General features: G+C 74.8%; 18 protein-coding genes and 1 rRNA gene. 4 read left to right on the top strand and 15 right to left on the bottom strand.

Annotated elements, in window-relative coordinates:
- Positions 1-351: 351 nt before the first annotated feature.
- The 4 genes from ald to OG618_RS27220 form a co-directional block, all read right to left on the bottom strand.
- Entirely contained in the window at positions 352-1,467 is a 1,116-nt protein-coding gene (gene ald, locus OG618_RS27235; RefSeq protein ID WP_329490170.1) for an alanine dehydrogenase, read from the bottom strand.
- Positions 1,468-1,728: 261 nt separating this feature from the next.
- The gene (locus OG618_RS27230; protein WP_329490169.1) at positions 1,729-4,179 is read right to left on the bottom strand and encodes a tetratricopeptide repeat protein; all 2,451 of its coding nucleotides are present in this window, start codon (positions 4,177-4,179) and stop codon (positions 1,729-1,731) included.
- A gap of 250 nt (positions 4,180-4,429) precedes the next feature.
- On the bottom strand, positions 4,430-5,068 hold the full coding sequence (locus OG618_RS27225) for an NUDIX hydrolase (protein WP_329490168.1): 639 nt from the start codon (positions 5,066-5,068) through the stop codon (positions 4,430-4,432).
- Between the two features lie 169 nt (positions 5,069-5,237).
- Positions 5,238-6,914: a CTP synthase gene (locus OG618_RS27220; RefSeq protein ID WP_329490166.1), complete on the bottom strand. Its 1,677-nt coding sequence runs from the start codon at positions 6,912-6,914 to the stop codon at positions 5,238-5,240.
- A gap of 725 nt (positions 6,915-7,639) precedes the next feature.
- Here OG618_RS27220 and OG618_RS27215 point away from each other — a divergent pair.
- Positions 7,640-9,634 (top strand): glycoside hydrolase family 15 protein, encoded by a 1,995-nt coding sequence (locus tag OG618_RS27215; protein ID WP_329490165.1) that lies wholly within the window; start codon positions 7,640-7,642, stop codon positions 9,632-9,634.
- A gap of 78 nt (positions 9,635-9,712) precedes the next feature.
- On the opposite strand, the gene OG618_RS27210 is transcribed toward OG618_RS27215, so the two are convergent.
- The 3 genes from OG618_RS27210 to yczE all read right to left on the bottom strand — a co-directional run bounded on the left by OG618_RS27210 (position 9,713) and on the right by yczE (position 13,574).
- Positions 9,713-10,894 carry a glycosyltransferase family 4 protein gene (locus OG618_RS27210; protein ID WP_329490164.1) on the bottom strand — a complete coding sequence of 394 codons (1,182 nt, stop codon included), beginning with the start codon at positions 10,892-10,894 and terminating at the stop codon, positions 9,713-9,715.
- Between the two features lie 174 nt (positions 10,895-11,068).
- A complete protein-coding gene (gene recN / locus OG618_RS27205; protein ID WP_329492302.1) occupies positions 11,069-12,802 on the bottom strand; it encodes a DNA repair protein RecN in 1,734 nt (577 codons plus the stop codon).
- Between the two features lie 76 nt (positions 12,803-12,878).
- Positions 12,879-13,574, bottom strand: a complete 696-nt coding sequence (gene yczE, locus OG618_RS27200) for a membrane protein YczE (RefSeq protein ID WP_442906869.1) — start codon at positions 13,572-13,574, stop codon at positions 12,879-12,881.
- A gap of 137 nt (positions 13,575-13,711) precedes the next feature.
- On the opposite strand from yczE, the gene yczR reads away from it, so the two are divergent.
- Positions 13,712-15,223, top strand: coding sequence for a MocR-like transcription factor YczR (gene yczR, locus OG618_RS27195; protein ID WP_329490163.1), 1,512 nt, complete (start codon positions 13,712-13,714; stop codon positions 15,221-15,223).
- A gap of 63 nt (positions 15,224-15,286) precedes the next feature.
- Here the strand turns inward: yczR and OG618_RS27190 are convergent, their stop codons facing one another.
- From OG618_RS27190 to OG618_RS27175, 4 genes are all read right to left on the bottom strand, one after another.
- Positions 15,287-16,189: an NAD kinase gene (locus OG618_RS27190; RefSeq protein WP_329490162.1), complete on the bottom strand. Its 903-nt coding sequence runs from the start codon at positions 16,187-16,189 to the stop codon at positions 15,287-15,289.
- Positions 16,190-16,415: 226 nt separating this feature from the next.
- Positions 16,416-17,222, bottom strand: a complete 807-nt coding sequence (locus tag OG618_RS27185) for a TlyA family RNA methyltransferase (RefSeq protein WP_329492300.1) — start codon at positions 17,220-17,222, stop codon at positions 16,416-16,418.
- A gap of 27 nt (positions 17,223-17,249) precedes the next feature.
- The gene (locus OG618_RS27180; protein WP_329490161.1) at positions 17,250-17,591 is read right to left on the bottom strand and encodes a hypothetical protein; all 342 of its coding nucleotides are present in this window, start codon (positions 17,589-17,591) and stop codon (positions 17,250-17,252) included.
- Complete coding sequence (locus tag OG618_RS27175) at positions 17,584-18,534, bottom strand: hypothetical protein (protein WP_329490160.1); 951 nt, start codon at positions 18,532-18,534, stop codon at positions 17,584-17,586. The genes OG618_RS27180 and OG618_RS27175 overlap by 8 nt, the downstream gene beginning before the upstream one ends.
- A gap of 157 nt (positions 18,535-18,691) precedes the next feature.
- Between OG618_RS27175 and OG618_RS27170 the strand changes: the two genes are divergently transcribed.
- Positions 18,692-19,039 carry an alkyl sulfatase C-terminal domain-containing protein gene (locus OG618_RS27170; RefSeq protein ID WP_329490159.1) on the top strand — a complete coding sequence of 116 codons (348 nt, stop codon included), beginning with the start codon at positions 18,692-18,694 and terminating at the stop codon, positions 19,037-19,039.
- Positions 19,040-19,124: 85 nt separating this feature from the next.
- Here the strand turns inward: OG618_RS27170 and OG618_RS27165 are convergent, their stop codons facing one another.
- A complete protein-coding gene (locus tag OG618_RS27165) occupies positions 19,125-20,168 on the bottom strand; it encodes an HAD-IIA family hydrolase (protein WP_329490158.1) in 1,044 nt (347 codons plus the stop codon).
- Between the two features lie 16 nt (positions 20,169-20,184).
- Positions 20,185-20,862, bottom strand: coding sequence for a tetratricopeptide repeat protein (locus OG618_RS27160; RefSeq protein WP_329490157.1), 678 nt, complete (start codon positions 20,860-20,862; stop codon positions 20,185-20,187).
- A gap of 172 nt (positions 20,863-21,034) precedes the next feature.
- Here OG618_RS27160 and OG618_RS27155 point away from each other — a divergent pair, with 172 nt between their 5' ends.
- Positions 21,035-22,405, top strand: a complete 1,371-nt coding sequence (locus OG618_RS27155) for a DUF1015 domain-containing protein (RefSeq protein WP_329490156.1) — start codon at positions 21,035-21,037, stop codon at positions 22,403-22,405.
- A 110-nt stretch (positions 22,406-22,515) separates the two neighbouring features.
- On the opposite strand, the gene OG618_RS27150 is transcribed toward OG618_RS27155, so the two are convergent.
- Together OG618_RS27150 and rrf are read right to left on the bottom strand one after the other, a co-directional pair.
- Complete coding sequence (locus OG618_RS27150; RefSeq protein WP_329490155.1) at positions 22,516-24,990, bottom strand: hypothetical protein; 2,475 nt, start codon at positions 24,988-24,990, stop codon at positions 22,516-22,518.
- Positions 24,991-25,121: 131 nt separating this feature from the next.
- Positions 25,122-25,238: ribosomal RNA gene (gene rrf / locus OG618_RS27145) — 5S ribosomal RNA — on the bottom strand.
- Between the last annotated feature and the right edge of the window lie 25 nt (positions 25,239-25,263).

Genomic DNA, 25,263 nt, shown 5'->3' with positions numbered 1-25,263 from the left:
ACCCTAACGTTTCTGCGGTCGGGTGACACGACCCACAGAAATTGACGACAGAGCGACCCGCCCGCATCACCCCCGTTCACGCGCCCGGACCGGCGCCGCTCACCCACCCCGACCGCCCCCGTTCACCCGCACGCGTCGGCACCGTTCACCCGCCCCCGTGGACGCCGTTCTCCCGCCCGCGTCGGCGCCGTTCGCGGGCATGGCGAAGCCCCCGATCCGGGGACCTCCGGCCCGCTGGCGGACGAGGAGGAAGGGTCGGGGGCCTACGGGCCGTCCCACCGGGAACGGCCCAGGTCGGAGCGGTCCGCGCCGGCGTGGCGCGGACCGTCCCGAACCGGGGGGAACCCGAGATCAGGCGAGCACGCTCTCCAGGGAGACGGACTCCAGGCCGAAGGCCTCGGCGACGGCGCCGAAGGTGATCTGGCCCTCGTGCACGTTCAGGCCCTTGGCCAGCGCCGGGTCACGGCGCAGCGCGTCCTTCCAGCCGCGGTTGGCCAGCTCCACGATGTAGGGCAGCGTGGCGTTGGTCAGCGCGTAGGTGGAGGTGTTCGGGACGGCGCCCGGCATGTTGGCCACGCAGTAGAAGACCGAGTTGTGGACCTGGAAGGTCGGCTCGGCGTGCGTGGTGGCGTGCGAGTCCTCGAAGCAGCCGCCCTGGTCGATGGCGATGTCGACGAGCACGGAGCCCGGCTTCATGCGGGAGACCAGCTCGTTGGTGACGAGCTTCGGGGCCTTGGCGCCCGGGATCAGCACGGCGCCGATCACCAGGTCGGCCTCCAGGACGGCCTTCTCCAGCTCGAAGGCGTTGGAGGCGATGGCCTTGATCTTGGTGCCGAAGACCTTGTCGGCCTCGCGCAGCTTGTTGATGTCGCGGTCGAGCAGGGTCACCTCGTAGCCCATGCCGATGGCGATGGTGGCCGCGTGCCAGCCGGAGACGCCACCGCCGATGACGACGGCCTTGGCCGGGTGGGTGCCGGGCACGCCACCGGGCAGCACGCCGCGGCCGCCGGCCGGGCGCATCAGGTGGTACGAGCCGACCTGCGGGGCCAGCCGGCCCGCGACCTCGGACATCGGCGCGAGCAGCGGCAGGGCGCCGTTGGCGAGCTGCACGGTCTCGTACGCGATCGCGGTGGTGCCGGACGCGACCAGCGCGTCGGTGCCGGCGCGGTCGGCCGCCAAGTGCAGGTACGTGAAGACGGTCTGGCCCTTGCGCAGACGGTGGTACTCCTGGGCGATGGGCTCCTTGACCTTCAGCAGCAGGTCGGCGGTGGCCCACACCTCGTCGGCGGTGGGGAGGATGGTGGCGCCGGCGGCCACGTACTCCTCGTTGGGGATCGAGGAGCCGAGACCGGCGTTGTCCTCGATGTAGACCTCGTGTCCGTTGCGGACGAGCTCATGCACGCCGGCGGGCGTGATGGCCACGCGGTACTCGTGGTTCTTGACCTCGCGGGGGATGCCGACCTTCACGGCTAAACACGTCCTCTTGCCATGGGGGTCCCTACCGGAGAAGACCGGCGGGCGACGCGCACGTGGGGAAGCCTCCGGACGACACCGGGGCATGGATCGCTGCGCGACTGAGTTCGAGTGTAATGAAGCCCAGGCGGCGTGTCAGCCTTCCAAAGCGAACAAATCTGCCGGACACATTGGCAGGTTCGTAGGCTTCCCCAGCGATCTTCCCGCCAAAGCAATGCCAACCGGGCATCTCCGACAATACTCCGGAACCCGCCCCTACCACCCGCCGTCGAGGCGTTCCCGCAGCTCCGCGAGGGCGTCGCCGACCACCTGCTGCCCGCGCTCGTCGCCCAGCCTCCGCAGCACCGACAGGGAGGCCCGGTACTCCCGCTCGGCCTCCTCGAACCGGCGCTGCGCGGTGTGCGCCTCGGCCACCCGGGCGAGCAGCCGGGCCTCGGCCGCGTGGTCGCCCATCGCCTGCCGAAGGGCCAGCGCCCGCCCGTACCAGTCGGCGGCGCGAACCGCCTCGCCGAGCGCCCGGTAGCAGCCCGCCGCGCCCTCCAGGGCCCGGGCGCAGAGCGCCTCGTCGTCGGCCGACCGGGCGTGCTCCAGGGCCGCCCGGTAGTGCGCGCAGGCCTGCTCCCAGCGGCCGGCCGCGGCCTGGAGGTCCCCCAGATTGAGCAGTGCGGCGGCGGCCCGGCGCGGTTTGCCGTGGCGTTCGGCCACGGTCAGCACCTGCTCGTGCAGCTGGTAGAGGTCGGCGGGGGCGGCCGCGCCGGTCAGCGGCAGCGCCCGGAGCAGGGCGGTGACCAGCCGGCCGGCCGAGCCGTCCAGATCGCCCTGGCCGATCGCGTCGGCGACCGCGCCGAGCAGGACGTCGCGCTCGCCGAGCAGCCACTGCCGGGCGTCGGCGGCGGAGCGCAGCCGGAGCGGGCCGGGCAGCGGGTCGGGGCCGGGGCCGCCGGCCGGGTCGAGCAGCGCGCGGGCGGATTCGGTGAGCCGGACCAGCCGCTCCAGCAGCCGGGCCCGGGCCAGTTCGACCTCGGCGGGCCGGTCCTCGCTCTCGCGCAGCCTGACCAGCCGGGGGTAGAGCCGGCCGGGCACCCGGTAGCGCGGGGTCCCGTCGGCGGCGGGGGGCTCCGCACCGAGCAGCTCCCGCTCGGCGAGCGCGGCCAGCATGGTGGCGGCCTCCGGCGCCGGGCAGCCGACCAGGGCCGAGGCGGTCCGCAGGTCGGCCGTCTGCCCCGGTGCGAGGGTGAGCGCCCGCAGCATCCGCGCCTGGGGGGCCGACAGCGTGCCGTAGAGCAGGGTGAACGCGCCGATCAGCGGATCGTTGTCCGGCACCGGAACGGGCTCGGCAGGTTCGGGCGCGGGCTTCACCCAGGCCGCGGGGTCCGTCACCGGGACGGCGGCAGCGGCGGCAGCGGCCGACTCCACCTGCTCGGCCTTCGAGCCGACCGTCCCTGCCGTCCCGGCCGTACCGACTGCACCGCCCGCAGCGGTACCGGCGGTCCCCGGCTTTCCGGCCCCGCCCGGCCGGCCGGGCCGCTCCGGGGCCGGGACCTGCTCCGGAGCCGGCCCGGAAACGTGCTCCGCGGGCTGCGTCCCGCCGCGCCGTTCGCCGCGCTTCGCGCCGCCCCGCGCGGGCCCGGCGGGACGCCTGACACCCTTCCCGTCCCCCGGACCGGCCCCGGCGCCGACCGGAGCCCGCCCGTCCGCCCCGGTCCCGGCGCCGACCGGAGCCCGCCCGTCCGCCCCGGTCCCGGCCTTGGGCCCCGCACCGACCCCCGCACCGGCTCCCGCGTGCAGGGCGCCGCCCTTCGTACGCTCCGGCCCACCGGACGCGCCGGGCCCGCCCCGGGCGCCCTCCTTCCCCCCAGAAGCCGTCTCCCCGGCCGCGTGCACCCCACCAGCCGCCTTCGCGCCCCCCGCCGGCTTGGCGTCGGCCTCCCGCACCGCCCGCGCCAACTCCTTCGCGGCATCCGTCACCGCCAGCTTCGGATTGCCCCGCAGCCACCCCGCCATCAGCCGCAGTGCCGCCGGCCGGGCCGCGCAGGCCTCCGCCAGGTCGGCCCCGCCGACCGGGTCGCAGCTGATCCTCGTCCCGCCGACCAGGTCCCCGAGCAGCTCCCCCGAGGCCTGCCGGTCGAGCCCGCCGAGGATGACCGGGTCGATGTCCTCGATGCCGGTGAGCGGCCCGGCGGTGGTGGCCAGGACGAGGCAGCCGGGCTCGTCCGCGAGCAGCGGCCAGAGCTGTCCGGCGTCCCGCACGTCGTCCAGCAGCAGCAGGGCCTTCCGCCCGGCCAGCGCCTCGCGCAGCGCGACGCAGGCCGGTTCGTCCCGGCTGTCCTCGACGGCGCCGGGCAGCGGGACGCCCGCGATGTCCGCGCCGAGCTGCTCCAGCAGCCGGCGGGCGGCCCTGGCGGGGGGCACCCGGCCGCCGTCCGGGGTGGAGAGCCGGGCGAACAGCACACCGTCGGGGTAGTCGGCGGCGACCGTGCGGGCGAACCGGACGGCCAGGGTGGTCCGCCCGGAGCCGGGCCGGCCGGCCAGCACCAGGACCCGGCTGCGGCCCTCGGCCGGGCGTGCGGCGGCGGCCCGCAGGGCGGCGAGCTCGGCCCGCCGGCCGACGAGCAGCGCGGGACCGGCGGGCAGCCGGTCGAGCCCGGGAACGTCCTCGACGGATACGCCGGGCCCCGCGTCCATGGTCGCCGTCTTCCTCGCCACCCGTGCCACTCCCGACGTCACCCAGCGCTCAGCGGAGGCGGCCCGGGACGGGCGCCCTGTCTGCGAAGCGTAGTTCGACCGTCCGGCTCCGCCGAGGTGACATCCGGTCGTACGAACCGGTAAGTCACCCCTGCGGGTCAACCGCGGGGTGACGCGCCGTCCACCGCCACGCCGGGAAGGTCACCCCACGAAGCAGCACCGCAGAAGCGACACCGCGCGAAGCAGCCGCGCCGAGGTCACGCCGGAGGTGTCACGCCGAGAAGGGCCGCGCCGGCCACGGCGAGTCGGCGGGGCGCAGCGCGGCCAGGCCGCCGGGCCCGGTGAGCGCGGCGTGCACGGCGAGCGTGCCGGTGATCAGGGTGGGGTTGTGCAGCTCCCCGGCGTGGATCAGCCGGATCAGCTCGGCGACCGGCACCCGGGCGGTCTCGATCTCCAGTTCCTCGCCGTGCGCCTCGTAGCGCTCGCCCTCGGCGGCGGTGAGGTCGGTGGCGAGGAAGAGCCGCAGCGCCTCGTCCGTGCCGCCGGGCGAGGTGTAGAAGTCGACCAGCACCCGCCAGGTGTCGGCCTTGCAGTGCGCCTCCTCGTACAGCTCGCGCTGGGCGGCGTGCAGCGGGTTCTCGCCGGGGACGTCGAGGAGGCCGGCCGGCAGCTCCCAGAGCCGCTGGCGGACGGGGTGGCGGTACTGGCGCAGGATCAGCACCCGCTCCTGGTCGTCCAGCGCCAGGACGGAGACCGAGCCGGGGTGGGTCTGGTAGTCGCGGCGGGCCCAGCTGCCGTCGGGCATCCGGACCTCCTCGGAGCGCACGCCGGTGACCTTGCCCTGGAAGGGCGTCGCGGTCCCCCGGGTCTCCCACTCCTCGGCCACGTCAAAGATGCTCTGGTCGTCCATCGCTCTCCCCTTTTCGTCAGTACGACACAATCTAACGCCGGACGGCGGCCCCGCGGGAATCGCGGGGCCGCCGTCCGGTGACGTGTCGACGACTACTCCTGGTCGGCGCCCACTGGTCGGCGCCGACTCACCGGGCGCCGAGCAGTGGGTACCGACTACCGGGTACCGGCTACTGGGCGGCCGTCTTGATCTCGATGGCCGCCTTGACCAGACCCGCGAACAGCGGGTGCGGGCGGGTCGGGCGGGACTTCAGCTCCGGGTGGGCCTGGGTGGCCACCAGGTAGGGGTGCACCTCGCGCGGGTACTCGACGTACTCGACGAGGTCGCCCTTCGGGGAGAGGCCGGAGAACTGCAGGCCGGTCTTCTCCAGGTCGGCGCGGTACGCGTTGTTGACCTCGTAGCGGTGGCGGTGGCGCTCCTCTACGTACTGCTCGCCGCCGTAGACCTCACGGACGATGGAACCCTCGGCGAGCTTGGCCGGGTAGAGGCCCAGCCGCATCGTGCCGCCCAGGTCGCCCTTGCCGTCGACGATCGCCAGCTGCTCGGCCATGGTGGAGATGACCGGGTACTTGGCGGCCGCGTCGAACTCGGTGGAGTTGGCCTCGGGCAGGCCGGCGAGGTTGCGGGCGGCCTCGATGACCACGCACTGCAGGCCCAGGCAGAGGCCCAGCAGCGGGATCCTGTTCTCCCGGGCGTAGGTGATCGCGGCGACCTTGCCGTCCACACCGCGGTCGCCGAAGCCACCGGGGACGCAGATCGCGTCCACGTCGCCGAGCTGCGCCTGGGCGCCCTCGGGCGTCTCGCAGTCGTCGGAGGTGACCCACTTGATCTCGACGCGGGCGTTGTTGGCGAAGCCGCCGGCGCGCAGCGCCTCGGTCACCGACAGGTAGGCGTCCGGCAGGTCGATGTACTTGCCGACCAGCGCGACCTTGACGATGTGCTGCGGCTCGTGGACGCGGCGCAGCAGGTCGTCCCAGGTGGTCCAGTCCACGTCGCGGAACGGGAGGTCCAGCCGGCGGACCACGTACGCGTCCAGGCCCTCGCCGTGCAGGACCTTGGGGATGTCGTAGATCGACTTGGCGTCGATGGCCGCGACCACGGCCTCCTCGTCCACGTCGCACATCAGCGAGATCTTGCGCTTGATGGCCTGCGGGACCTCGCGGTCGGCGCGCAGCACGATGGCGTCCGGCTGGATGCCGATGTTGCGCAGCGCGGCCACCGAGTGCTGGGTGGGCTTGGTCTTCAGCTCGCCCGAGGGGCCGATGTACGGCAGCAGGGAGACGTGCACGAAGAACACGTTGTCCCGGCCGACCTCGTGACGGACCTGGCGGACGGCCTCCAGGAAGGGCAGCGACTCGATGTCGCCGACCGTGCCGCCGACCTCGGTGATCACCACGTCGACGTCCTCGGTCGCCATCCGGCGGATCCGGGCCTTGATCTCGTTGGTGATGTGCGGAATCACCTGGACGGTGTCGCCCAGGTACTCGCCGCGGCGCTCCTTGGCGATGACCGTCGAGTACACCTGGCCGGTGGTGACGTTCGCCGAGCCGTGCAGGTTGGTGTCGAGGAACCGCTCGTAGTGGCCGACGTCGAGGTCGGTCTCGGCACCGTCGTCGGTGACGAAGACCTCGCCGTGCTGGAACGGGTTCATGGTGCCCGGGTCCACGTTGAGGTACGGGTCGAGCTTCTGCATCGTCACGCGGAGTCCGCGGGCCTTGAGCAGGGCGCCCAGGCTGGAGGCGGTGAGGCCCTTGCCGAGCGAAGAGGCGACACCCCCGGTGACGAAGAGGTGCTTGGTCGTCACGGCGCGGCCGTTCGATGCCTTGCCGGAATGGGGCTGTGCCAAGAGGGGGCTCCCGTGGGTCGCGTGTCGAAGGTGACGTGGGCGGGAAGCTCTCGGCTCGCCTGGCGCGACGGGAGTGCGGTGTGGTGCACGGCACTCGATGAGTCGTCGGTTCGGCTGGTCCGGGGCGTTTGATCCCACCGGTCCACGGGATACCAGGGTATCAGTGCCCCGGCCCGGACGCGTTCCGGCCCGCTCGCGGCGCTCGGGAACCACTCCGTCGGCGCACCACCGGCGCACCACCCGGCGCACGCGTCACACCGGTCGCACCACCGGCCCGAGCGGGCCACTCCGCGGCGCTCGGGCGGGTCATGGAGCCCCCTCCCGACGGACCATCCGGAGGTGATCCTTCCGAGCCATCCTTTACGGCTCCCCCACGATGCACGGCATTTCCGCCGAATTGTGGCGCCACGCAGGGCTGCGCCCGCGTGCTTCGCCCCTTTCGTCCGTCGTAAGCTGCACGGACGCATCGCCGACAGCACGAGCAAGCGGAGGGCGTGGGAGGGCAAGGACACCTCTCGGTCCCCGATGCGCGACCGGACCTCCCCGTTATCCAGCACCTCCCCACCCACCCTGGGGCTCGACCGGGCCCCGCGCGGACACTCCAGCAAGGCCTGCCACCACCCCCGGCAGGCCGGACGTCCCGGGGTGACCCCCGGCCCCGCAGACCCGCTGGCTCTCCCCGGATCGCCGATGCGTCGTGACCACATTGCGAACTGGAGATCCACGTGGCCGGCCGTATCGAGGACTACGCACTCATCGGGGACATGCAGACCGCTGCCCTGGTCAGCAGGGACGGAGCGGTCGACTGGCTGTGCCTGCCCCGCTTCGACTCGCCGGCGGTGTTCGCCGGCCTGCTGGGCACCGATGAACACGGCTTCTGGCGGATCGGCCCGGCCGAGGTGATGGCCGCCGAGCTGCCGGCCACCCCCGCGCCGGCCCCCGACACCCCACACGTCCGGTACACCGACACCGGCGACCTGCGGGTCCCCCCGCCCACCGCGGCCGCGCCGGCCGTCCCCGCCGACCGGCGCCGCTACCGGGGCGACTCACTGATCCTGGAACAGGAGTGGGACTCCCGGGGCGGCAGCGTCCGGGTGATCGACTTCATGCCCCCGCGCCCGCTGGCCGGCCGGGACTCCGTCCCGCAGATGATCCGGATCGTCGAGGGCCTGTCCGGCACCGTCCGGATGCGCTCCGCGGTGCGGATGCGGTTCAGCTACGGGCGCGTCGTGCCCTGGGTGCACCGCGTCGAGCAGGCCGACGGCGGCCACCGGACGGTGGCCGTGGCCGGCCCCGACTCGGTCTGGCTGGACGGCGAGGCCGACACCTACGGGCGCAACCTCACCACCTACGCGGACTTCACCGTCCAGGCCAGCGAGCGGATCGCCTTCGCGCTCACCTGGCAGGCCTCGCACCTGGACGCGCCCAAGGCGCCGGACGCCGAGGAGATGCTCGACGCCACCGCGGACTTCTGGCACGAGTGGGCCGGCCAGTGCACCTACCAGGGCCCCTACCGCGAGGCGGTGATCCGCTCCCTGATCACCCTCAAGGGCCTCACCTACGCCCCCACCGGCGGCATCGTCGCCGCCCCCACCACCTCCCTGCCCGAGGACATCGGCGGCGAGCGGAACTGGGACTACCGTTACACCTGGCTCCGCGACGCCGCCATCACCCTCTCCTCGCTGCTGCGCACCGGCTACCGCGACGAGGCCCGGGCCTGGCGCGAGTGGCTGCTGCGCGCCGTCGCCGGGGACCCGGAGAACCTGCAGATCATGTACGGCATCGCCGGCGAGCGCGAGCTCACCGAGTCCTCGCTGGACTGGCTGCCCGGCTACGAGGGCTCCCAGCCCGTCCGGGTCGGCAACGGCGCCGCCGGCCAGCTGCAGCTGGACGTCTACGGCGAGGTCGTCGAGGCCCTGCACCTGGCCCACATGACCGGGCTGGTCCGCAACGACCACGCCCACCACCTCCAGCTGCGGCTCATCGACTACCTGGAGGACCACTGGCAGGAGCCAGACGAGGGCATCTGGGAGGTCCGCGGCCCGCGCCGGCACTTCGTCCACTCCAAGGTGATGGCCTGGGTGGCGGTCGACCGGACCATCAAGCTGCTGGAGCAGAACCCCGAGGACGCCCCCTCCGACGGCCACCTGGAGCGCTGGCGCACGCTGCGGGCGACCATCCACCGCGACGTCTGCGAGAAGGGCTACGACCCGGAGCGCAACACCTTCACCCAGTACTACGGCGGCAAGGAGCTGGACGCCTCGCTGCTGCTGATCCCGCAGGTCGGCTTCCTCCCGCCGGACGACAAGCGGGTGATCGGCACCATCGAGGCGATCCAGCGCGAGCTCTCCACCGAGGACGGCTTCGTACTGCGCTACCCCACCCACGACGAGAGCGGCAACAACGTCGACGGCCTCTCCGGCCACGAGGGCGCGTTCCTGGCCTGCTCGTTCTGGCTGGCCGACGACCTCGCCATGATCGGCCGGGTGCAGGAGGCCCGCGAGCTGTTCGACCGGCTGCTGTCGCTGCGCAACGACCTCGGCCTGCTCGCCGAGGAGTGGGACCCGCGGGAGAAGCGCCAGGTCGGCAACTTCCCGCAGGCCTTCAGCCACGTCCCGCTGATCGACACCGCGCTGCGGCTGACCGCCTGCGGCGGGGCCTACCTCTCCGCCCAGCCGGACGCCCCGGCCGTCGACCGGGTCGAGCAGGCCACGGTCTGAGCGGTGCCTGCCCGGGCGGCCACGGCCCGGGCAGGCCCGGCCCCACCCGTCGCGGTTCGGACCGGCCGCTCGGCCCGGCTACGGGGTGCGCTGCACCAGCTCGTCGTAGGTGCTGAGCACCTGGGCCACCGTGGCGGCCTCGTCCGGCCAGGTCTCGGCCTGCTGCCGGCCGGCGGCCACAAGGCGCCGGCGGCGCTCCGGGTCGGCCAGCAGCTCGCGCACCGCCCGGCCGAGCGCCGCCGCGTCACCGGGCGGGACCAGCACGGCGGCGTCGCCGACCAGCTCGGGGATGCCGCCGACGGCGGTGGCCACCACCGGGACGCCGGCCCGCATCGCCTCCTGGACCGCCAGCGAACGGGCCTCCCAGCGGCTGGAGACCACCAGCACGTCGGCCGCCGCCAGCAGGTCCGGCACGTCGGTGCGGAAGCCGAGCAGCCGGACCTCGGCCTTCTCCACGGCCGCCCGCTCACGCAGCCCGGCGGCCTCGGGGCCGTCGCCGGCGATCAGCAGCAGCGGCCGCGGATCCAGCCCGGCCAGCTCGCGGGTGGCGTCCAGCAGCACCCCGAAAGCCTTCTGCGGGACGAGTCCGCCGACCGCCAGCAGCAGCGGACGGTCCGGGCCGTCGCCGAGCAGCGCCGCCCGGGCCTCGGCCCGCTCCAGCCGGCCCTCGGGCACCGGCGGGGCGGCCACCGGGCCGAGCCGGGCGTCGGTGGCGCCCAGCTCGCGGGCCCGGGCCACCAGGTCGGAGGAGGCGCCGAGCACCAGGTCGGCGGCCCGGGCCACCCGGCGCTCCATCAGCCGCTGGAGCCGCCGCTCCATGCCGGTGGCCAGCAGCGCGTGGTGCGACGTGACCACCAGGGGGGTCTCCGGGCGCAGGCCCGGGAAGCGGCCGGCGGTGCGCAGCGCCAGGTCCGACAGCAGCCCGGCGCGCAGGCCGTGGGCGTGCACCACGTCGGCGCCGGTGAAGGCACGGCGCAGCTCGCCGATCGCGGTGGCGTCGCTGCGGGCGCCCGCCGTGGGGGTGATGTCGACCAGATGGAACCTGGCTCCGGTGCGGGAGAAGCCGAACAACGCGTCCGTACCGGCGGGCGCGCAGACCGTGACGGTCACTCCGTGCGCGACCAGGCCCTGTGCCAGGGAGCGCACGTGCGCACCGATGCCGCCGGTACTGGCGGCCAGGACGAGCACCACGTGCAGCTGACCCGGTTCTGGGGCGGCCGCGGTGGCCCGGGCGGCGGAATGGTCCACTTCGTCTCGCATCCGACTCGATCAGGTTCGCGCGCCGCGTCGCGAGGATTGCCCGCCGACGGCGCTCGGGACTGGAAAGCCAGTGTCCAGCCGCCACCATGCCAGGTCGGCGGCCCTCTTGGACAGTCGGCGCCACGGGGGGCGCGTCGCGGTCCGCCGGAGGGCCGCCGGGCCGGGTGGCGGAGGCTACCGGTGGCGCGGAGCCCGGGCGGCGGCCAGCAGTTCCTCGGCGTGGGCGCGGCCCAACTCCGAGTCCTCCAGGCCGGCGAGCATCCGGGAGAGCTCGCGCACCCGCTCCTCGTCGTTGAGCACCTTGACGCCGCTGCGGGTCACGGTGCCGTCGTTGGTCTTCACCACCACCAGGTGGCGGTCGGCGAAGGCGGCGACCTGCGGCAGGTGGGTGACCACCACGACCTGGGCCGACTCGGCCAACTTGGCCAGCCGGCGGCCGATCTCGACCGCGGCCTTGCCGCCGACGCCGGCGTCCACCTCGTCGAACAGGTACGTGGGGACGGGGTCGGCGCCGGCGAAGACCACCTCGACGGCGAGCATCACCCGGGACAGCTCACCGCCGGAGGCGCCCTTGGCGATCGGGCGGGGCTGGGCCCCGGGGTGCGGGGCGAGCAGGACCTCGACCTCGTCCACGCCGTGCGGGCCGTAGGCGACGGTGCGGCCGTCGACCTCGATGCCGGAGAGGTCGTCGACCTGGGCGATCGCGAAGGTCACCCGGGCGTGCGGCATCGCGAGTTCGGCGAGCTCGGCGGAGACGGCCTCGGCGAAGCGGCCGGCGGCGGCCTGCCGGGCGGTCGAGACCTCGCCCGCGAGCTCGGCCAGCTCGGCGCGCAGCGCGGTCTCCTGGGCGCCGAGTTCGTCGATCCGCTCGTCGTCGCCGTCGAGCTCGGCGAGCCGGGCGGAGCCGTTGTCGGCCCAGGCGAGCACCTCGGCGAGGGAGTTCTCCGGGCCGCCGTACTTGCGCAGCAGCTGGGCCAGGACGGCCCGGCGGTCCTCGACGGCGGCCAGCCGGACCGGGTCGGCGTCCAGGTCGTCGGCGTAGCCGGCCAGGTCACCGGCGACGTCGGCCAGCAGGTAGCCGACCTCGTTCAGCCGGTCGGCGAGGCCGGCGAGGCGCTCGTCGTGGTGGCGGACGGCGTCCAGGGCGCGGCGGGCCTGGGCCAGCAGGGTGCCGGCGTCCAGCGCCTCCGGGTCGGCGGGGTCGCCGGCGAGCGCGGCGTGGGCCAGGGTGGCGGCGGAGGAGAGCGCGTCGGCGTGGCCGAGCCGCTCGGCCTCGGCGCCCAGTTCGACGTCCTCGTCGGCGACGGGCTCGGCGGCGGCCACCTCGTCCAGGCCGAAGCGCAGCAGGTCGGCCTCCTGCGCGCGCTCGCGGGCCCGGGTGGTCAGCTCCTCCAGGGTGGCCGAGACCTCCCGCAGCCGGCGGTAGACCTCGCGGTAGCGGGCCAGCGGCTCGGCCACCGCGTCGCCCGCGTACCGGTCCAGGGCGCCGCGCTGGCGCGCCGGCCGGAGCAGCCGCTGCTGGTCGGTCTGGCCGTGCACGGCGATCAGGTCCTCGCCGAGCTCGGCCAGCAGCCCGACCGGCACGGCCCGGCCGCCGACGTACGCCCGGGAGCGGCCCTCGGCCGAGACGGTCCGGCTGATCAGCAGTGCGCCGTCGTCGAGTTCGGCGCCGGCCTCCACCGCGCGGACCGCCGCCGGGGAGCCCTCGGGCAGTTCGAGGCGGCCCTCGACGACCGCTCGTCCGGCGCCGTTGCGCACCAGAGCGGGGTCGGCCCGGCCACCGAGCAACAGGCCGAGGCTGGTCACCACCATGGTCTTGCCGGCACCGGTCTCACCGGTCACGGCGGTGAAGCCGGGGGCCAGTTCGACCACCGCATCGTCGATGACCCCTAGATCCCGTATCCGCATCTCGTCCAACACGGTGACGACCTTACGAGGTTCCGGCCCCGGCGCGCGACGAGCGGCAACTCCACGCCCCTCAAGTTCATCCCTTCCGGGGCGTTTCGGCGGGGCTGGGCACGGTGCACCAGGGCAGGAAGATCTGCGCGAGCGGGCCGATGGCCAGCGCGTATGCGACGGTGCCGACGCCCGCGGTACCACCGAGCAGGACTCCGGCGGCCAGCACGGTGAGTTCGATTCCGGTCCGGATCAGCCGCAGCGACCGGCCGGTGCGCCGGTGCAGGCCGGTCATCAGGCCGTCGCGCGGGCCCGGGCCGAAGCGCGCGCCGATGTAGAGGCCGGTGGCCAGGCCGTTCAGCACGATCGCGCCGACCATCAGCGCGATCCGGGCCGGCAGCGGTCCGGGCGTGCCGGTCACCCGGAGGGTGAGGTCCATCGCCGCGCCGATCATCAGCACATTGGCCACGGTCCCGAGCCCGGGGCGCTGGCGCAGCGGGATCCAGAGCAGCAGCACCAGCGCGCCGCAGATGGTCACCCAGGCGCCCACCGAGAGGCCGGCGGTGCGCTGCAGGCCCTGGTGGAAGACGTCCCACGGGTCGAGACCGAGCCCGGAGCGCAGCATCAGCCCCATGCTCGCCCCGTAGAGGGAGAGCCCGACCAGCAGTTGCGGGAGGCGGCAGCCGAGGGCGTGGGTGTCGCCGAGCAGGCGGACGGCGAGGGAGGGGCGCCGCGCCGTGACGGCGGGCGCGGGGGTGGTCGGTCGCGTGGTCGTGGTGGCCATCGGGCTCTCCCGCAGGTGGTGCTGCACCGTACGGGCCCGGCCCGCGACGGTGGCGGACTCGATGGCCGCCCTGCCATGATGGACAGGCCAAAGCGACCCCTTCCAGGGCCAATTCCGAGCAAGTGGACTGATCAGCCATGGCCGACTGGCACACCACCGTCACCGCCGCCGCACTGGCCCGGCTGCTCGACGCGGCCCGGCTGCCCGAGCCGGCCGCCGCCCGCCGCCCCGCCTACCGGACGCTGGCCGGGCAGGTCCGGCTGCTGGTCACCGAGGGCCGGCTGCCGGTCGGGGCCCGGCTCCCCGCCGAGCGCGAGCTGGCCCTGGCGCTGCGGCTCAGCCGCACCACCGTGGCCACCGCGTACGAGGCGCTGCGCGCCGAGGGGTACCTGCACAGCCGGCGCGGATCCGGCAGCTGGACCGCCCTGCCCGAGGGCGCCCCGCCACCCGGCGACGCGCTGCACCCGGTGCCGCCGGACGAGCAGGGCCGCACGCTGGACCTCGGGGTCGCCGCGCTGCCCGCCCCGCAGCCCTTCCTCGGCGCGGCGGCCGCCCGGGCCGTCGAACAGCTCCCCGCGTACGCCGCCGGGCACGGCAACTACCCCACCGGCGTCCCGGTGCTGCGCGAGGCGGTGGCCCGGCGCTACACCGAGCGCGGCCTGCCGACCACCCCCGACCAGATCCTGATCACGATCGGCGCGATGGGCGGGCTGCACCTGGTGCGGCAGGCGCTGATCTCCCGCGGCGACCGGGTCGCCGTCGAGGCGCCCAGCTACGCGCACACGCTGCAGGCCCTGCGCCTGGGCGAGGCGCGCCTGGTGCCCGTCCCCTACGGCTGGCCCGGCGGGCCGTCCCGGCAGCCCTCCTGGGACCTCGCCGAGTGGCGCCGGGTGCTGCGCGGCGCCACGCCCAGGGCCGCCTACGTGATCCCGGACTTCCACAACCCCACCGGCGCCCTCGTCCCCGAGGAGCAGCGCCGCGAACTGCTGGCCGCCGCGCGGGCCGCCGGCACGATCGTGCTGGCCGACGAGACCACCGCCGAGCTCGGCTGGGGCCTCGCGCCGGACGCCGTGCTCCCCCGCCCGATGGCCGCGCTGGACCGGTCCGCCCAGGTGGTCACCGTCGGCTCGGCGGGCAAGCTGCTCTGGGGCGGCCTGCGGATCGGCTGGGTCCGGGCGGCCCCCGCGCTGGTGCGCCGGCTGGCCACCGCCCGGGTCTACAGCGACGTCGGCGCCCCGGTGCTGGACCAGCTGATCGCCGCCGAGCTGCTCGGCGAGCCACTGGCGGCCGTCCGCGCCCACCAGCTGGACCGGCTGCGCTCCACCGCCGAGGCCTTCGCCCGCGCGCTGCGCGAGCGGCTGCCCGCCTGGCACTACGCCGCTCCGCCCGGCGGGCTCGCGCTCTGGGTCTCCACCGGGGGCCTGTCCGGCGCGGCACTGGCCCAGGCCGGGGAGCAGGGCGGCGTACGGATCGCGGCGGGCAACCGCTTCGGCTCGGACGGGGCCTTCGAGCACCACATCCGGATCCCGCTCACCCTCCCCGCCGCGGCCGTGCCCGCCGCCGTCGAACGCCTCGCGGAGGTCGCCGCCCGGGCCGCCCTCGGCGGCCGCTGGAGCGCGGGCGACGACAGCCAGCCGCTGGCGGTCTGAGGGCCGCCCACGGCGAAGGGCCCGGGCCGCCGGTGGTCGGTACCGGCGGCCCGGGCCCCTCCGTCAGTGCGTTTCGGCCCGGCCGCGCCAACCCGTCACCGGCAGCGCGAACTTCGCCACCAGCCGGTCGGTGAACGGCGCGCGGTGCAGTCGCGCCAGCCGCACCGGCGTCTGCCCCCGGCGGACCTCCACCCGGGCCCCGGCCGGCAGCTCCACCGAGCGCCGCCCGTCGCACCAGAGCACGCCGTGCGGGGTCTTCGGCTGCACCTCGACCGCCAGCACCGAGTCCGGCGAGGCCACCAGCGGCCGGGCGAACAGCGCGTGCGCGCTGATCGGCACCATCAGCAGGGCCTCCACCTCGGGCCAGACCACCGGGCCGCCGCCGGAGAACGCGTACGCCGTCGAACCGGTCGGCGTCGCACAGACCACCCCGTCGCAGCCGAAGTTGGAGACCGGACGGCCGTCCACCTCGGTCACCACCTCCAGCATCCGCTCCCGGGACGCCTTCTCGATCGAGGCCTCGTTCAACGCCCAGTCCTGGTGGACCACATCGCCGTTGGTCCGGACGATCACGTCGAGCGTCATCCGTTCCTCGACCTCGTAGTCGGCGTCGACGACCCGCTCCACCACGACCGCGAGATCGTCCCGCTCGGCCTCCGCGAGGAAGCCCACCCGGCCCAGGTTGATGCCGAGCATCGGCAGCCCGTGCTCACGGGCCAGCTCGGCCCCGCGCAGCAGCGTCCCGTCCCCGCCGGCGACCAGGATCAGCTCGCAGCCGTCCGCCGCGCCGGGCCCGCCGGCCACCCGCTCGATGCCGTCGGGCAGGTCCAGGTCGACCGCCTCGGCCGCGAGCAGCCTGATCCGGATGCCCGCCTTCAGCAGGCCGTGCACCAGGCCCTCGACGCTGCGCAGCGCGGCCTCCCGGCCGGTGTGCGCGATCAGGAAGACCGTACGTCCGTCACTCATGCGCGCCCCTCTCCGCCCGTCCCGACGGCTCCGAGGTGCCCCCGTCTCCCCACGGTAGCCGCGGGCGACGCGTACCCCTCGACAGCTCTCCCCCGGATCTCGGCCGGGATTACCCCCACGGTTCGCTCGCTCATGCCCGCTGCCCTCTCCCTACGTCGGCCGGGTCGCCCTCGGCCCGGTGCGGCCGCGTCACTCAGCATGACGGACCGGACGTCCGCAGAGCACCCTACCGGGGGCCTTCGGCGACGGCCCGGTCCGCCTCCGCCGGGTCCAACGGCGGGGCGTCCCGGCGCAGCCAGAGGAAGTACTCGACGTTCCCCGAGGGCCCCGGCAGCGGGCTCGCGGTGACCGCCCGCACGCCCAGCCCCTGCTCCCACGCCTTCCCGGCCACCTGCCGGATCATCTCGGCGCGCAGCTGCGGGCTGCGCACCACGCCGCCGCTGCCCAGCCGCTCCTTGCCGATCTCGAACTGCGGCTTGACCATCAGCACCAGGTCCGCGTCCTCGGCGGCGCAGCCGGCCAGCGCGGGCAGCACCAGGCCGAGCGAGATGAACGAGAGGTCGCCGACCACCAGGTCGACCGGCGAACCGCCGATCAGCTCCCGGGTCAGCTCGCGCACGTTGGTGCGGTCCATCACCGTCACCCGCTCGTCGCTCTGCAGCGACCACGCGAGCTGTCCGTAGCCGACGTCCACCGCCAGCACGCCGGCCGCCCCGGCGCGGAGCAGCACGTCGGTGAAGCCGCCGGTGGAGGCGCCCGCGTCCAGCGCCCGGCGGCCCTCGACCACCAGGCCCTGCGGGACGAAGGCCGCGAACGCCCCGGCGAGCTTGTGCCCGCCGCGCGAGACGTAGTCGGGGTCGTTCTCGTCGTTCGCCACCACGACCGCCGCCGCGGTCTCCACCTGGGTGGCCGGCTTGGTCGCGGTGGTGCCGCCGACGGTCACCCGGCCGGCCGCGATCAGCTCGGACGCGTGCTCGCGCGACCGGGCCAGCTTGCGGCGGACCAGCTCCGCGTCGAGACGGCGTCGTGCCACTGCCACTGGTGTTTCAGCTCCTACGGGTCATCGCGAACGGTCGGACCCAGCGGGTCGATCCTGGTCGAGCGCGGCCAGCGTGTCGGTCAGCCGCTGGTGAACATCTTCGTACACCGCGACGTGTGCCTCGGTCGGCACCCCGTCCAACGCCTCCAGCCAGGCCAGCGCGGCGTCGACGGCCGGGTGGCCGGTGGGAGTCGGCTCGACGCCCAGCGGCAGCGGCTCATCGATGCCGAGGAAGGCGTCCGGGACGGCGCCCGCGGCTGAGTCCGCGGCGAGGTCCCGGGCCGGGTCCGCCGGGCGGATGACGGGCGCGGGGGCGGGCGCGGGGGCGGGCGCGGGGGCGGTGCCCGGGCCGGGATCAGGCATCGGGCTTCCTGGTGCTGCTCTTGCGGACGGTGGTCTTCCTGGTCGCGGTCCGCTTCTTGGCGGGCGGCTCCTGGCCGGCGGCCTGCGCCGCCTTCTTCGCGGCGGCCCGCTCGGTGGTCGCGGCGGCGGTCTTCTTGACGGCGGTCCGCTTCGCGGGAGCCTTCTTCGCCGCGGCCTGCTTGGCGGCGGGCTTCCGCTCGGCGGGCTGCTGCTCGGCGGGCTTCTTGGCGGCAGCCTTCTTCACGACGGCCTTCTTCACGGCGGGCGCCTGCGCGGCAGGCACCTGCGCGGCAGGCACCTGCGCGGCGGGCTTCTGCGCGGCGGCCTTCTTCGCCACCGGCTTCTTCGCCGCGGGCTTCCGCTCGGCGGGCTTCTCGGCCGCCGCCGGCTTCTTCGCCACCGCCGGCGGCACCGGCGGATCGGTCTCCACCGGCTCGTCGACCTCGACCCGCTCGGCCACTATCGGCTCGCCGCCCACCCGCGCCGCGGGTGCCGCCGGCTCGTCGTCCAGCTCCCAGCCGTGCCCGAACAGGGCGTCGGCGCGGGGCGCCGGCGCCGCCGTGCCGGGCTCCTCCTCCTGCGGCGACGCGGCCGGAACGGCCTCCTCCTCGACCTCGCGCAGCTTGCTCTCCAGGTAGGCGAGCACCACGCCGACCTTGGTCACCTGGTCGCCGACCTTCTCGAAGGCCTTCTCCACCTCGCTGCGCGCCACGCCGACCGCCAGGTCCACCCCGGCCCGGCCGGCGGTCACCGCCTCCTCGGCCAGGGTCTGCAGCGACTTCGCGGACGGCGGGAACGGCCCGCCCAACCGCCGCTCCACCTCGGCGACGTCGACCCCGCTCATCTCCAGCAGCCCGGCCGCCGTCCCGACGACCCGCTTGCCGACCTCCTCCACCAGCCCGGCGGCGACCTCCACCGCTCCCCGCACCGTCTTCGGCAGCATCCGGGTGCCTCCTTAGCGCCTGCGCGCATCGCTCCGTCGCCGTCGGTACCCGGACCGGTTCCGGGCACCCCACCGACGACGCTACCGCCAAAACCCGCCTGCGGTACCGTGGCCCCGCAGTGACCGCCGCCGTCGCACAGGGAGTGGACCAGCCGCCATGGCCAACGCCGAGGAGTGCCGGACGGCACTGGAGCAGCTCAGCCGGAACCTGGCGAAGTCCACCGGCAACGTCCGCAAGGCGGCCGACCTCGACCGCTCCCTCACCTGCCGGATCACCGACCTCGACCTGACCTTCACCGGCCGGCTGCGCGACGGCCGGATCGAGGACGTCACCGAGGCACCCGGCTCGCCCGCCACGAAGGCCGAGATCCGGCTCACCATGAGCAGCGACGACCTGGTCGCCCTGGTCGGCGGCACGCTCAACTTCGCGGCGGCCTGGGCCAGTGGCCGGGTCCGGCTGGAGGCCGGCTTCCGCGACCTGCTGCGGCTGCGCACACTGCTCTGACCGGGCGGCGCGGCGGCCGACCGGCCCGCGCCCCGGCACCCGTTCGTGGGGCCGGCCGCGCGGACCGCCCGGCCGGCCCCGGGGCTCAGAACCCCAGCTCGGCCAGCGCCTTGCGCCCGTCCGACGGACCGCCGTCCGCGTCCAGTGCCGTCCAGGCCGCCGCGCAGAGCGCCCGCAGGCCGTCCCAGCGGTCGGAACCGGTGCCCTCCAGCTTCAGCACCCCGTCCTGCGCCACCACGACCCAGCCGCCGCAGCCGAACCCGCCGCCCGGCCGCACGGCGACCGGCGGGTGCGCCACCAGCAGCCCCCGCAGGTCCTCCGCGAGGTACGTCGGCCGGTGCTCCACCGGCGCCGACAGCAGTTGCGCCGCCGTGGTGACCCCGGTGAACACCAGCAGGCTGTCGACGCCGCCGTTGAACGCACCCTCGATGTCGGTGTCCAGCCGGTCCCCGACCACCAGCGGGCGCTCGGCACCGGTCCGCAGGACGGTCTCCCGGTGCATCGGCGGCAGCGGCTTGCCCGCCACCTCGGGCTCCACACCCGTCGCCGCGCGCACGGCCGCCACCAGCGCACCGTTGCCCGGCGCGATCCCGCGCGCGGTCGGCACCGTCAGATCGGTGTTGGAGGCCACCCACGGCAGCCCGCTCCGCACCGCGTAGGAGGCCTCCGCCAGGTGCGTCCAGCCCACCGAGGCGTCGAAGCCCTGCACCACCGCGAGCGGCTCCTCGGCCAGCGTGCGGACGGCCACCAGGCCGCGCTCGGCCAACGCCTCCTCCAGGCCCAGGCCGCCGACCACCAGTACCTTCGACCCGGCCGGCACCTTCTCGGCGACGACCCGGGCGGCCGCCTGCGCCGAGTTGATCACGTCGTCCGGCTCGGCCGGCACCCCCAGCTCGGTCAGGTGCGCGGCCACCACCCGCGGCGGGCGGGAGGCGTTGTTGGTCACGTACGCCAGCCGCATCCCGGCCGAACGCGCCGACGCCAGCGAGTCCGCCGCGTGGTCGATCGCGTCGGGCCCGGCGTAGACCACGCCGTCGAGATCCAGCAGTGCCGTGTCGTACGCCTCGGTGAGCGGGCGCTCACTGCCGCCGGGGGCGGTCCGTCGCTCGGTGGTGGCCGTCTCGGTCATGCCTTCGCTACCTCATTCACTGCGTCGATTTCCCGTCATCCGTCTCGTCCCGGGCCGTGCCGCCGGGGACTTCGTCGTCCCCCGCGCCCCGGTCGGCGGCCGCCGGCAGCCCGCCGGGTGACGGGCGGGGTCCGGTGTACCCCGGCGCCCCCGGAAGCAGCGGGCCGAACGCCCCGGCGCGGGCCGCCAGGGTCGCCCGGGTCTGCCGCAGCGCGGACCGGTAGTGGTCGGTGTCCGGTCGCATCGCGACGGCCAGGGCCAGGTGCTCGGCGGATGTCTCGAAGTCGCCCAGCCGGGCCGCCGAGACGCCCCACCCGAACTGAGCGTAGTCGTCGGACGGATCGGCCAGGGCCACCGCCCGGAAGTTCTCCAGCGCCGCCGCGTACGAACCGGCGTCGAACTGCGCCCGCGCCAGCATCTCCCGGATGCTGCGCGAGTGCGGCTCCGCCGCGGCCGCCCGCGCCAGCAACTGCTCGGCGGCCGCCGGATGCCCCTGGGCCAGCAGCTTCCCGCCCCGGCGGAACCACTCGTAGACGTCCCCCGCGGGCTCCCCGGCCCGGCCCTGCTCCGCCCCGCCCCCGGAGCCGTCGAAGCCCTCGCCCGAACTCCCGGCGCCCGCCGACCCGTTCACCACACCGTCCGCGGAGCCGTCCGCCCCGCCGCCGCCGTCCAACCGCTCCTGCCCACCACTCATGCGCCCACCTCGCCGCCCGCGCCGACCGCCTCGCGGGACGCACAACGCTGCGTCGACCGCCCACTGCGCTCTCTCACGCCGTACCTCGCCCTCGGTCACGACACCCGCCCGCTCCGGACCAGCACGGGTGTTCCGATCTCTGAACAACGCGTACCCGATTACGATGCCCAGAATGAGCACACCCAGTGCAGAAAGCGGAGCGGAGTCTCCGCAGGGCGGCCCCGGTAACCCCGGCCACGTCGCCACCGCAGGTCTGTCCCTCTCCCCCTTCCGCGGCCTCCGCTACGTCCCCGACCGGGTCGGCGCCCTGGCCGCGGTCACCTCACCGCCGTACGACGTCGTCGACCCCGGCCGCCGGCTCGATCTGGAGACCGCCGACCCGCACAACGTGGTCCGGCTGATCCTGCCGCGCCCCGAACCCGAGGACGCCGGCGACCGGCCCGACCGCGACACCCGCTACCGGCACGCCGCCCGGCTGCTGCGCGCCTGGCAGCGCGAGGGGGTCCTGGCCGCCGACCCGGAGCCGGCGCTGTACGTCTACGAGCAGCGGGTCCCCGCCACCGGCGACTCCCCGGAGCTGCTCCAACGCGGCCTGATCGGCGCCCTCGCCGTCAGCGGCAGCGAGGCCGGCGTCGTCCTCCCCCACGAGGACGTGATGCCCCGGCCGGTGGCGGACCGGGTCGGTCTGATGCGCACCACCCGCGCCAATCTCGAACCGCTGCTGCTCACCTACCGGGGCAACGGGGGCGCCGCCGGGGTGATCGAACGGGCCGTCGAGGACGACCCGCTGCTCACCACGACCACCACCGACGGCACCCACCACAGGCTGTGGGCCGTGACCGACCCCGCCGGGATCGCCGAGATCAGCCGCGACCTGGCCACCTGCCGGGCGCTGATCGCCGACGGCCACCACCGCTGGGAGATGTACCTGCGGCTCCAGCGGGAGCACCGCCACCTGCCGCGCAGCCCCTGGGACCGAGGCCTGGTGCTGCTGGTCGACACCGCCCGCTACCCGCTGCGGGTCCGCGCGATCCACCGGGTGCTGTACCGGCTGCCGATCGCCGCGGCCCTGGAGAAGCTGGGCGACCAGTGGCGGATCAAGGAGGTACCCGGCCCGCTCGCCACCGCCCTCCAGGCCCTCGCCGAGCAGAAGCGGCAGGGCGGCAACGGGTTCGTGCTGACCGGCGGCGACGGCGTCTACTGGCTGATCGGCGAGCCCGAGGAGGCCCTGCTCGACGCCAGCGTGCCCCACGACCGGCCGGAGGAGTGGCGCCACCTGGACGCGACCGTGCTGCACGCCGCCCTGCTCGACCACACCTGGCGGGTCCCCGACGGCCCGGACGACATCGGCTACCTGCACACCGCCGTGTCCGCCGAGCGCGAGGCCGCCCGAACCGGCGGCACGGCGGTGCTGCTCCACCCGGTGCGCGAGAGCGTGGTCCGCCGGCTCGCCGAGCAGGGCGTCACCATGCCCCGCAAGTCCACGTCCTTCGGCCCGAAGCCGGCCACCGGGCTGGTCCTACGCAGTCTCGAACTGGGCTGAGCGTCCTGCGGCCGGGCCGTCCGGTCGCGCCCGGACAGCAGTGAGGCCCTGCCGCACCCCGGAGTTTCCCGGGGTGCGGCAGGGCCTCACTCACCTACTGGCCGCGCGTCTCAGCCCTTGGCGTCGGTGGACCGCTCCGGCACCACGCCGTCGAAGTCCTCGTCGATCTCCAGGTCGTCCTCGTCGTAGAACTCCTCGACGTCTTCCTCGTCCTCGAAGATCTCCCGCTCGTCCGGCACGCCGCCGCGCGACTTCGCCGGAGCCGGGGCCGGGGCCTCGTCCTCGGCCTCGTCCCGCGCGACCTCGTCCTCGATCTCGGGGTCGAGCGCGTCGACGAACTCCAAGCCGTCGATCTCGGCCAGCCGCTCGGACGCGTTGGTGGCACCGTCGGTGTCGGCCTCGGCGGCCTTGGCGAACCAGTCGCGGGCCTCATCGCCCCGGCCGGCCGCGATCAGGGCCTCGGCGTACGCGTACCGCAGGCGCGCGGTCCACGGGTGCACGGCGCTGGAGGCCAGCTCCGGGCTCTGCAGGGTGACCACCGCCGCCTCGAACTGCTCCATGTCGCCGCGGGCACCCGCCGCGACCAGGCGCATCTCGACCTGACCGGCCTTGTCCAGCTGCTTGACCTCGGCCTCGCCGGCCATCGCCAGCGCCCGCTCCGGGCGGCCCAGACCGCGCTCGCAGTCCGCCATCACCGGCCACAGGTCCGCCCGACCGGTCATCCGACGGGCGGCGCGGAACTCGGTCAGCGCCTCGGAGTAGCGCTGGGTCATGTACGACGCGAAGCCGGCCGCCTCACGGACGGCGGGCACGCGGGACGCGAGCCGCAGCGCGACGCGCGAGTACTGGTAGGCCTCCTCCGGCTCGGTGTCCAGCAGGCGGGCGACCATCACCAGGTTGCGGGCGACATCGTCGGCGAGCGTCTTGGGCAGGCTCTTGAGCTCCTGGCGGACATCCGCGTCCAGCTCGAAGCCGGTGACGTCCTCCGGGATCGGCAGCCGCTTGACGGGCTCGAAGTTGCCCCGGCGGTCGTCGTAGTCCCGGCCGCCGCGGTCGTCACGGTCGCGGTTGTAGCCGCCGGACGGACGGTCGTCACGGCGGTAGCCACCGCCGCCGGAGGGGCGGTCGTCGCGGCGGAAGCCACCACCGGAGGGGCGGTCGTCACGGCGCGGACGGTCGTCACGGTCACGGTTGAAGCCGCTCGGGCGGTCGTCACGACGGAAACCGCCGCCACCGGACGGACGGTCGTCGCGACGGAAGCCGCCACGGTCGTCACGGTCACGGTTGAAGCCACCGCCGGACGGACGGTCGTCGCGGCGCGGACGGTCATCACGGTCACGGTTGAAGCCGCTCGGGCGGTCGTCACGACGGAAGCCACCGCCGGACGGACGGTCGTCACGGTCGCGGTTGAAACCGCCGCCCGAGGGACGGTCGTCACGGCGGAAGCCACCACCCGAGGGGCGGTCGTCACGACGCGGACGGTCGTCACGGTCACGGTTGAAGCCACCACCGGAGGGACGGTCGTCGCGCCGGAAACCGCCACCGGACGGACGGTCGTCGCGGTCACGGTTGAAGCCGCTCGGGCGGTCGTCACGACGGAAACCGCCACCGGACGGGCGGTCGTCACGACGCGGACGGTCATCGCGGTCACGGTTGAAGCCACCGCCCGAGGGACGGTCATCGCGGCGGAAGCCACCACCGGAGGGGCGGTCGTCACGACGGAAGCCACCGCGGTCGTCACGGTCGCGGTTGAAACCGCCACCCGAGGGACGGTCGTCGCGCCGGAAACCGCCACCGGAGGGGCGGTCGTCACGACGCGGACGGTCGTCACGGTCGCGGTTGAAGCCACCGCCGGACGGGCGGTCGTCGCGACGGAAACCGCCACGGTCATCGCGGTCGCGGTTGAAGCCACCGCCGGACGGACGGTCGTCACGGTCGCGGTTGAAACCGCCGCCCGAGGGACGGTCGTCACGGCGGAAGCCACCGCCCGAGGGGCGGTCGTCACGGCGCGGACGGTCGTCGCGGTCACGGTTGAAGCCACCGCCGGACGGACGGTCATCGCGACGGAAACCGCCGCCACCGGACGGGCGGTCGTCGCGACGGAAGCCGCCGCCACCGCCACCGGACGGACGGTCGTCACGGCGGAAGCCACCGCCCGAGGGGCGGTCGTCACGACGCGGACGGTCGTCACGGTCACGGTTGAAGCCACCACCGGAGGGACGGTCGTCGCGACGGAAACCACCGCCACCGCCGGAGGGGCGGTCGTCACGACGGAAACCGCCACCGGACGGGCGGTCGTCACGACGCGGACGGTCATCACGGTCACGGTTGAAGCCACCACCCGAGGGGCGGTCGTCACGGCGCGGACGGTCGTCACGGTCGTCGCGACGCGGACCTCGGTCGTTGGACCAGCCCCCACGAGACCGGGGCTCGTAGCCGCGGCCGTCGTCCGATCGACGCTCGGGACGGTCCTGGGGCTGGTTCGACATTGTGGTGACTCCTCTTGTTGCTTCAGCTCTACCGCGGATGGAGGCGACACCACTGCCCTCGCGCGGTTCGATGCCGGCCTCCTGGCCGAGCACCATCTCCATTGTCCGGCATCGACCGGGACCCCGCGCCTGGGCGAAAGTCCCCTGTCGTGCCGGGGTGCATACGTGCGTAAAAACAAAAAGGCCGCGGCCCCAGCGAATCGCTGGGGCCGCGGCCTTGAATAATTGTTCGGCGGCGTCCTACTCTCCCACAGGGTCCCCCCTGCAGTACCATCGGCGCTGTGAGGCTTAGCTTCCGGGTTCGGAATGTAACCGGGCGTTTCCCTCACGCTATGACCACCGAAACCCTATCGGGTATTCAGCGAAACA

This window comes from Kitasatospora sp. NBC_01246 (assembly GCF_036226505.1).
Lineage (GTDB): Bacteria > Actinomycetota > Actinomycetes > Streptomycetales > Streptomycetaceae > Kitasatospora.
The sequence above is the reverse complement of the archived record's forward strand: the minus strand, read 5'-3'. Positions and strand labels throughout refer to the sequence as shown.

Bases quoted from the DNA above. Each gene is read 5' to 3' on its own strand.
- OG618_RS27225 (WP_329490168.1), bottom strand. From the start codon at position 5,068: ATGGACGACCAGAGCATCTTTGACGTGGCCGAGGAGTGGGAGACCCGG.
- OG618_RS27210 (WP_329490164.1), bottom strand. From the start codon at position 10,894: ATGCGAGACGAAGTGGACCATTCCGCCGCCCGGGCCACCGCGGCCGCC.
- recN (WP_329492302.1), bottom strand. From the start codon at position 12,802: ATGCGGATACGGGATCTAGGGGTCATCGACGATGCGGTGGTCGAACTG.
- yczE (WP_442906869.1), bottom strand. From the start codon at position 13,574: ATGGCCACCACGACCACGCGACCGACCACCCCCGCGCCCGCCGTCACG.
- yczR (WP_329490163.1), top strand. From the start codon at position 13,712: ATGGCCGACTGGCACACCACCGTCACCGCCGCCGCACTGGCCCGGCTG.
- OG618_RS27190 (WP_329490162.1), bottom strand. From the start codon at position 16,189: ATGAGTGACGGACGTACGGTCTTCCTGATCGCGCACACCGGCCGGGAG.
- OG618_RS27180 (WP_329490161.1), bottom strand. From the start codon at position 17,591: ATGCCTGATCCCGGCCCGGGCACCGCCCCCGCGCCCGCCCCCGCGCCC.
- OG618_RS27175 (WP_329490160.1), bottom strand. From the start codon at position 18,534: ATGCTGCCGAAGACGGTGCGGGGAGCGGTGGAGGTCGCCGCCGGGCTG.
- OG618_RS27170 (WP_329490159.1), top strand. From the start codon at position 18,692: ATGGCCAACGCCGAGGAGTGCCGGACGGCACTGGAGCAGCTCAGCCGG.
- OG618_RS27165 (WP_329490158.1), bottom strand. From the start codon at position 20,168: ATGACCGAGACGGCCACCACCGAGCGACGGACCGCCCCCGGCGGCAGT.
- OG618_RS27160 (WP_329490157.1), bottom strand. From the start codon at position 20,862: ATGAGTGGTGGGCAGGAGCGGTTGGACGGCGGCGGCGGGGCGGACGGC.
- OG618_RS27155 (WP_329490156.1), top strand. From the start codon at position 21,035: ATGAGCACACCCAGTGCAGAAAGCGGAGCGGAGTCTCCGCAGGGCGGC.
- OG618_RS27150 (WP_329490155.1), bottom strand. From the start codon at position 24,990: ATGGTGCTCGGCCAGGAGGCCGGCATCGAACCGCGCGAGGGCAGTGGT.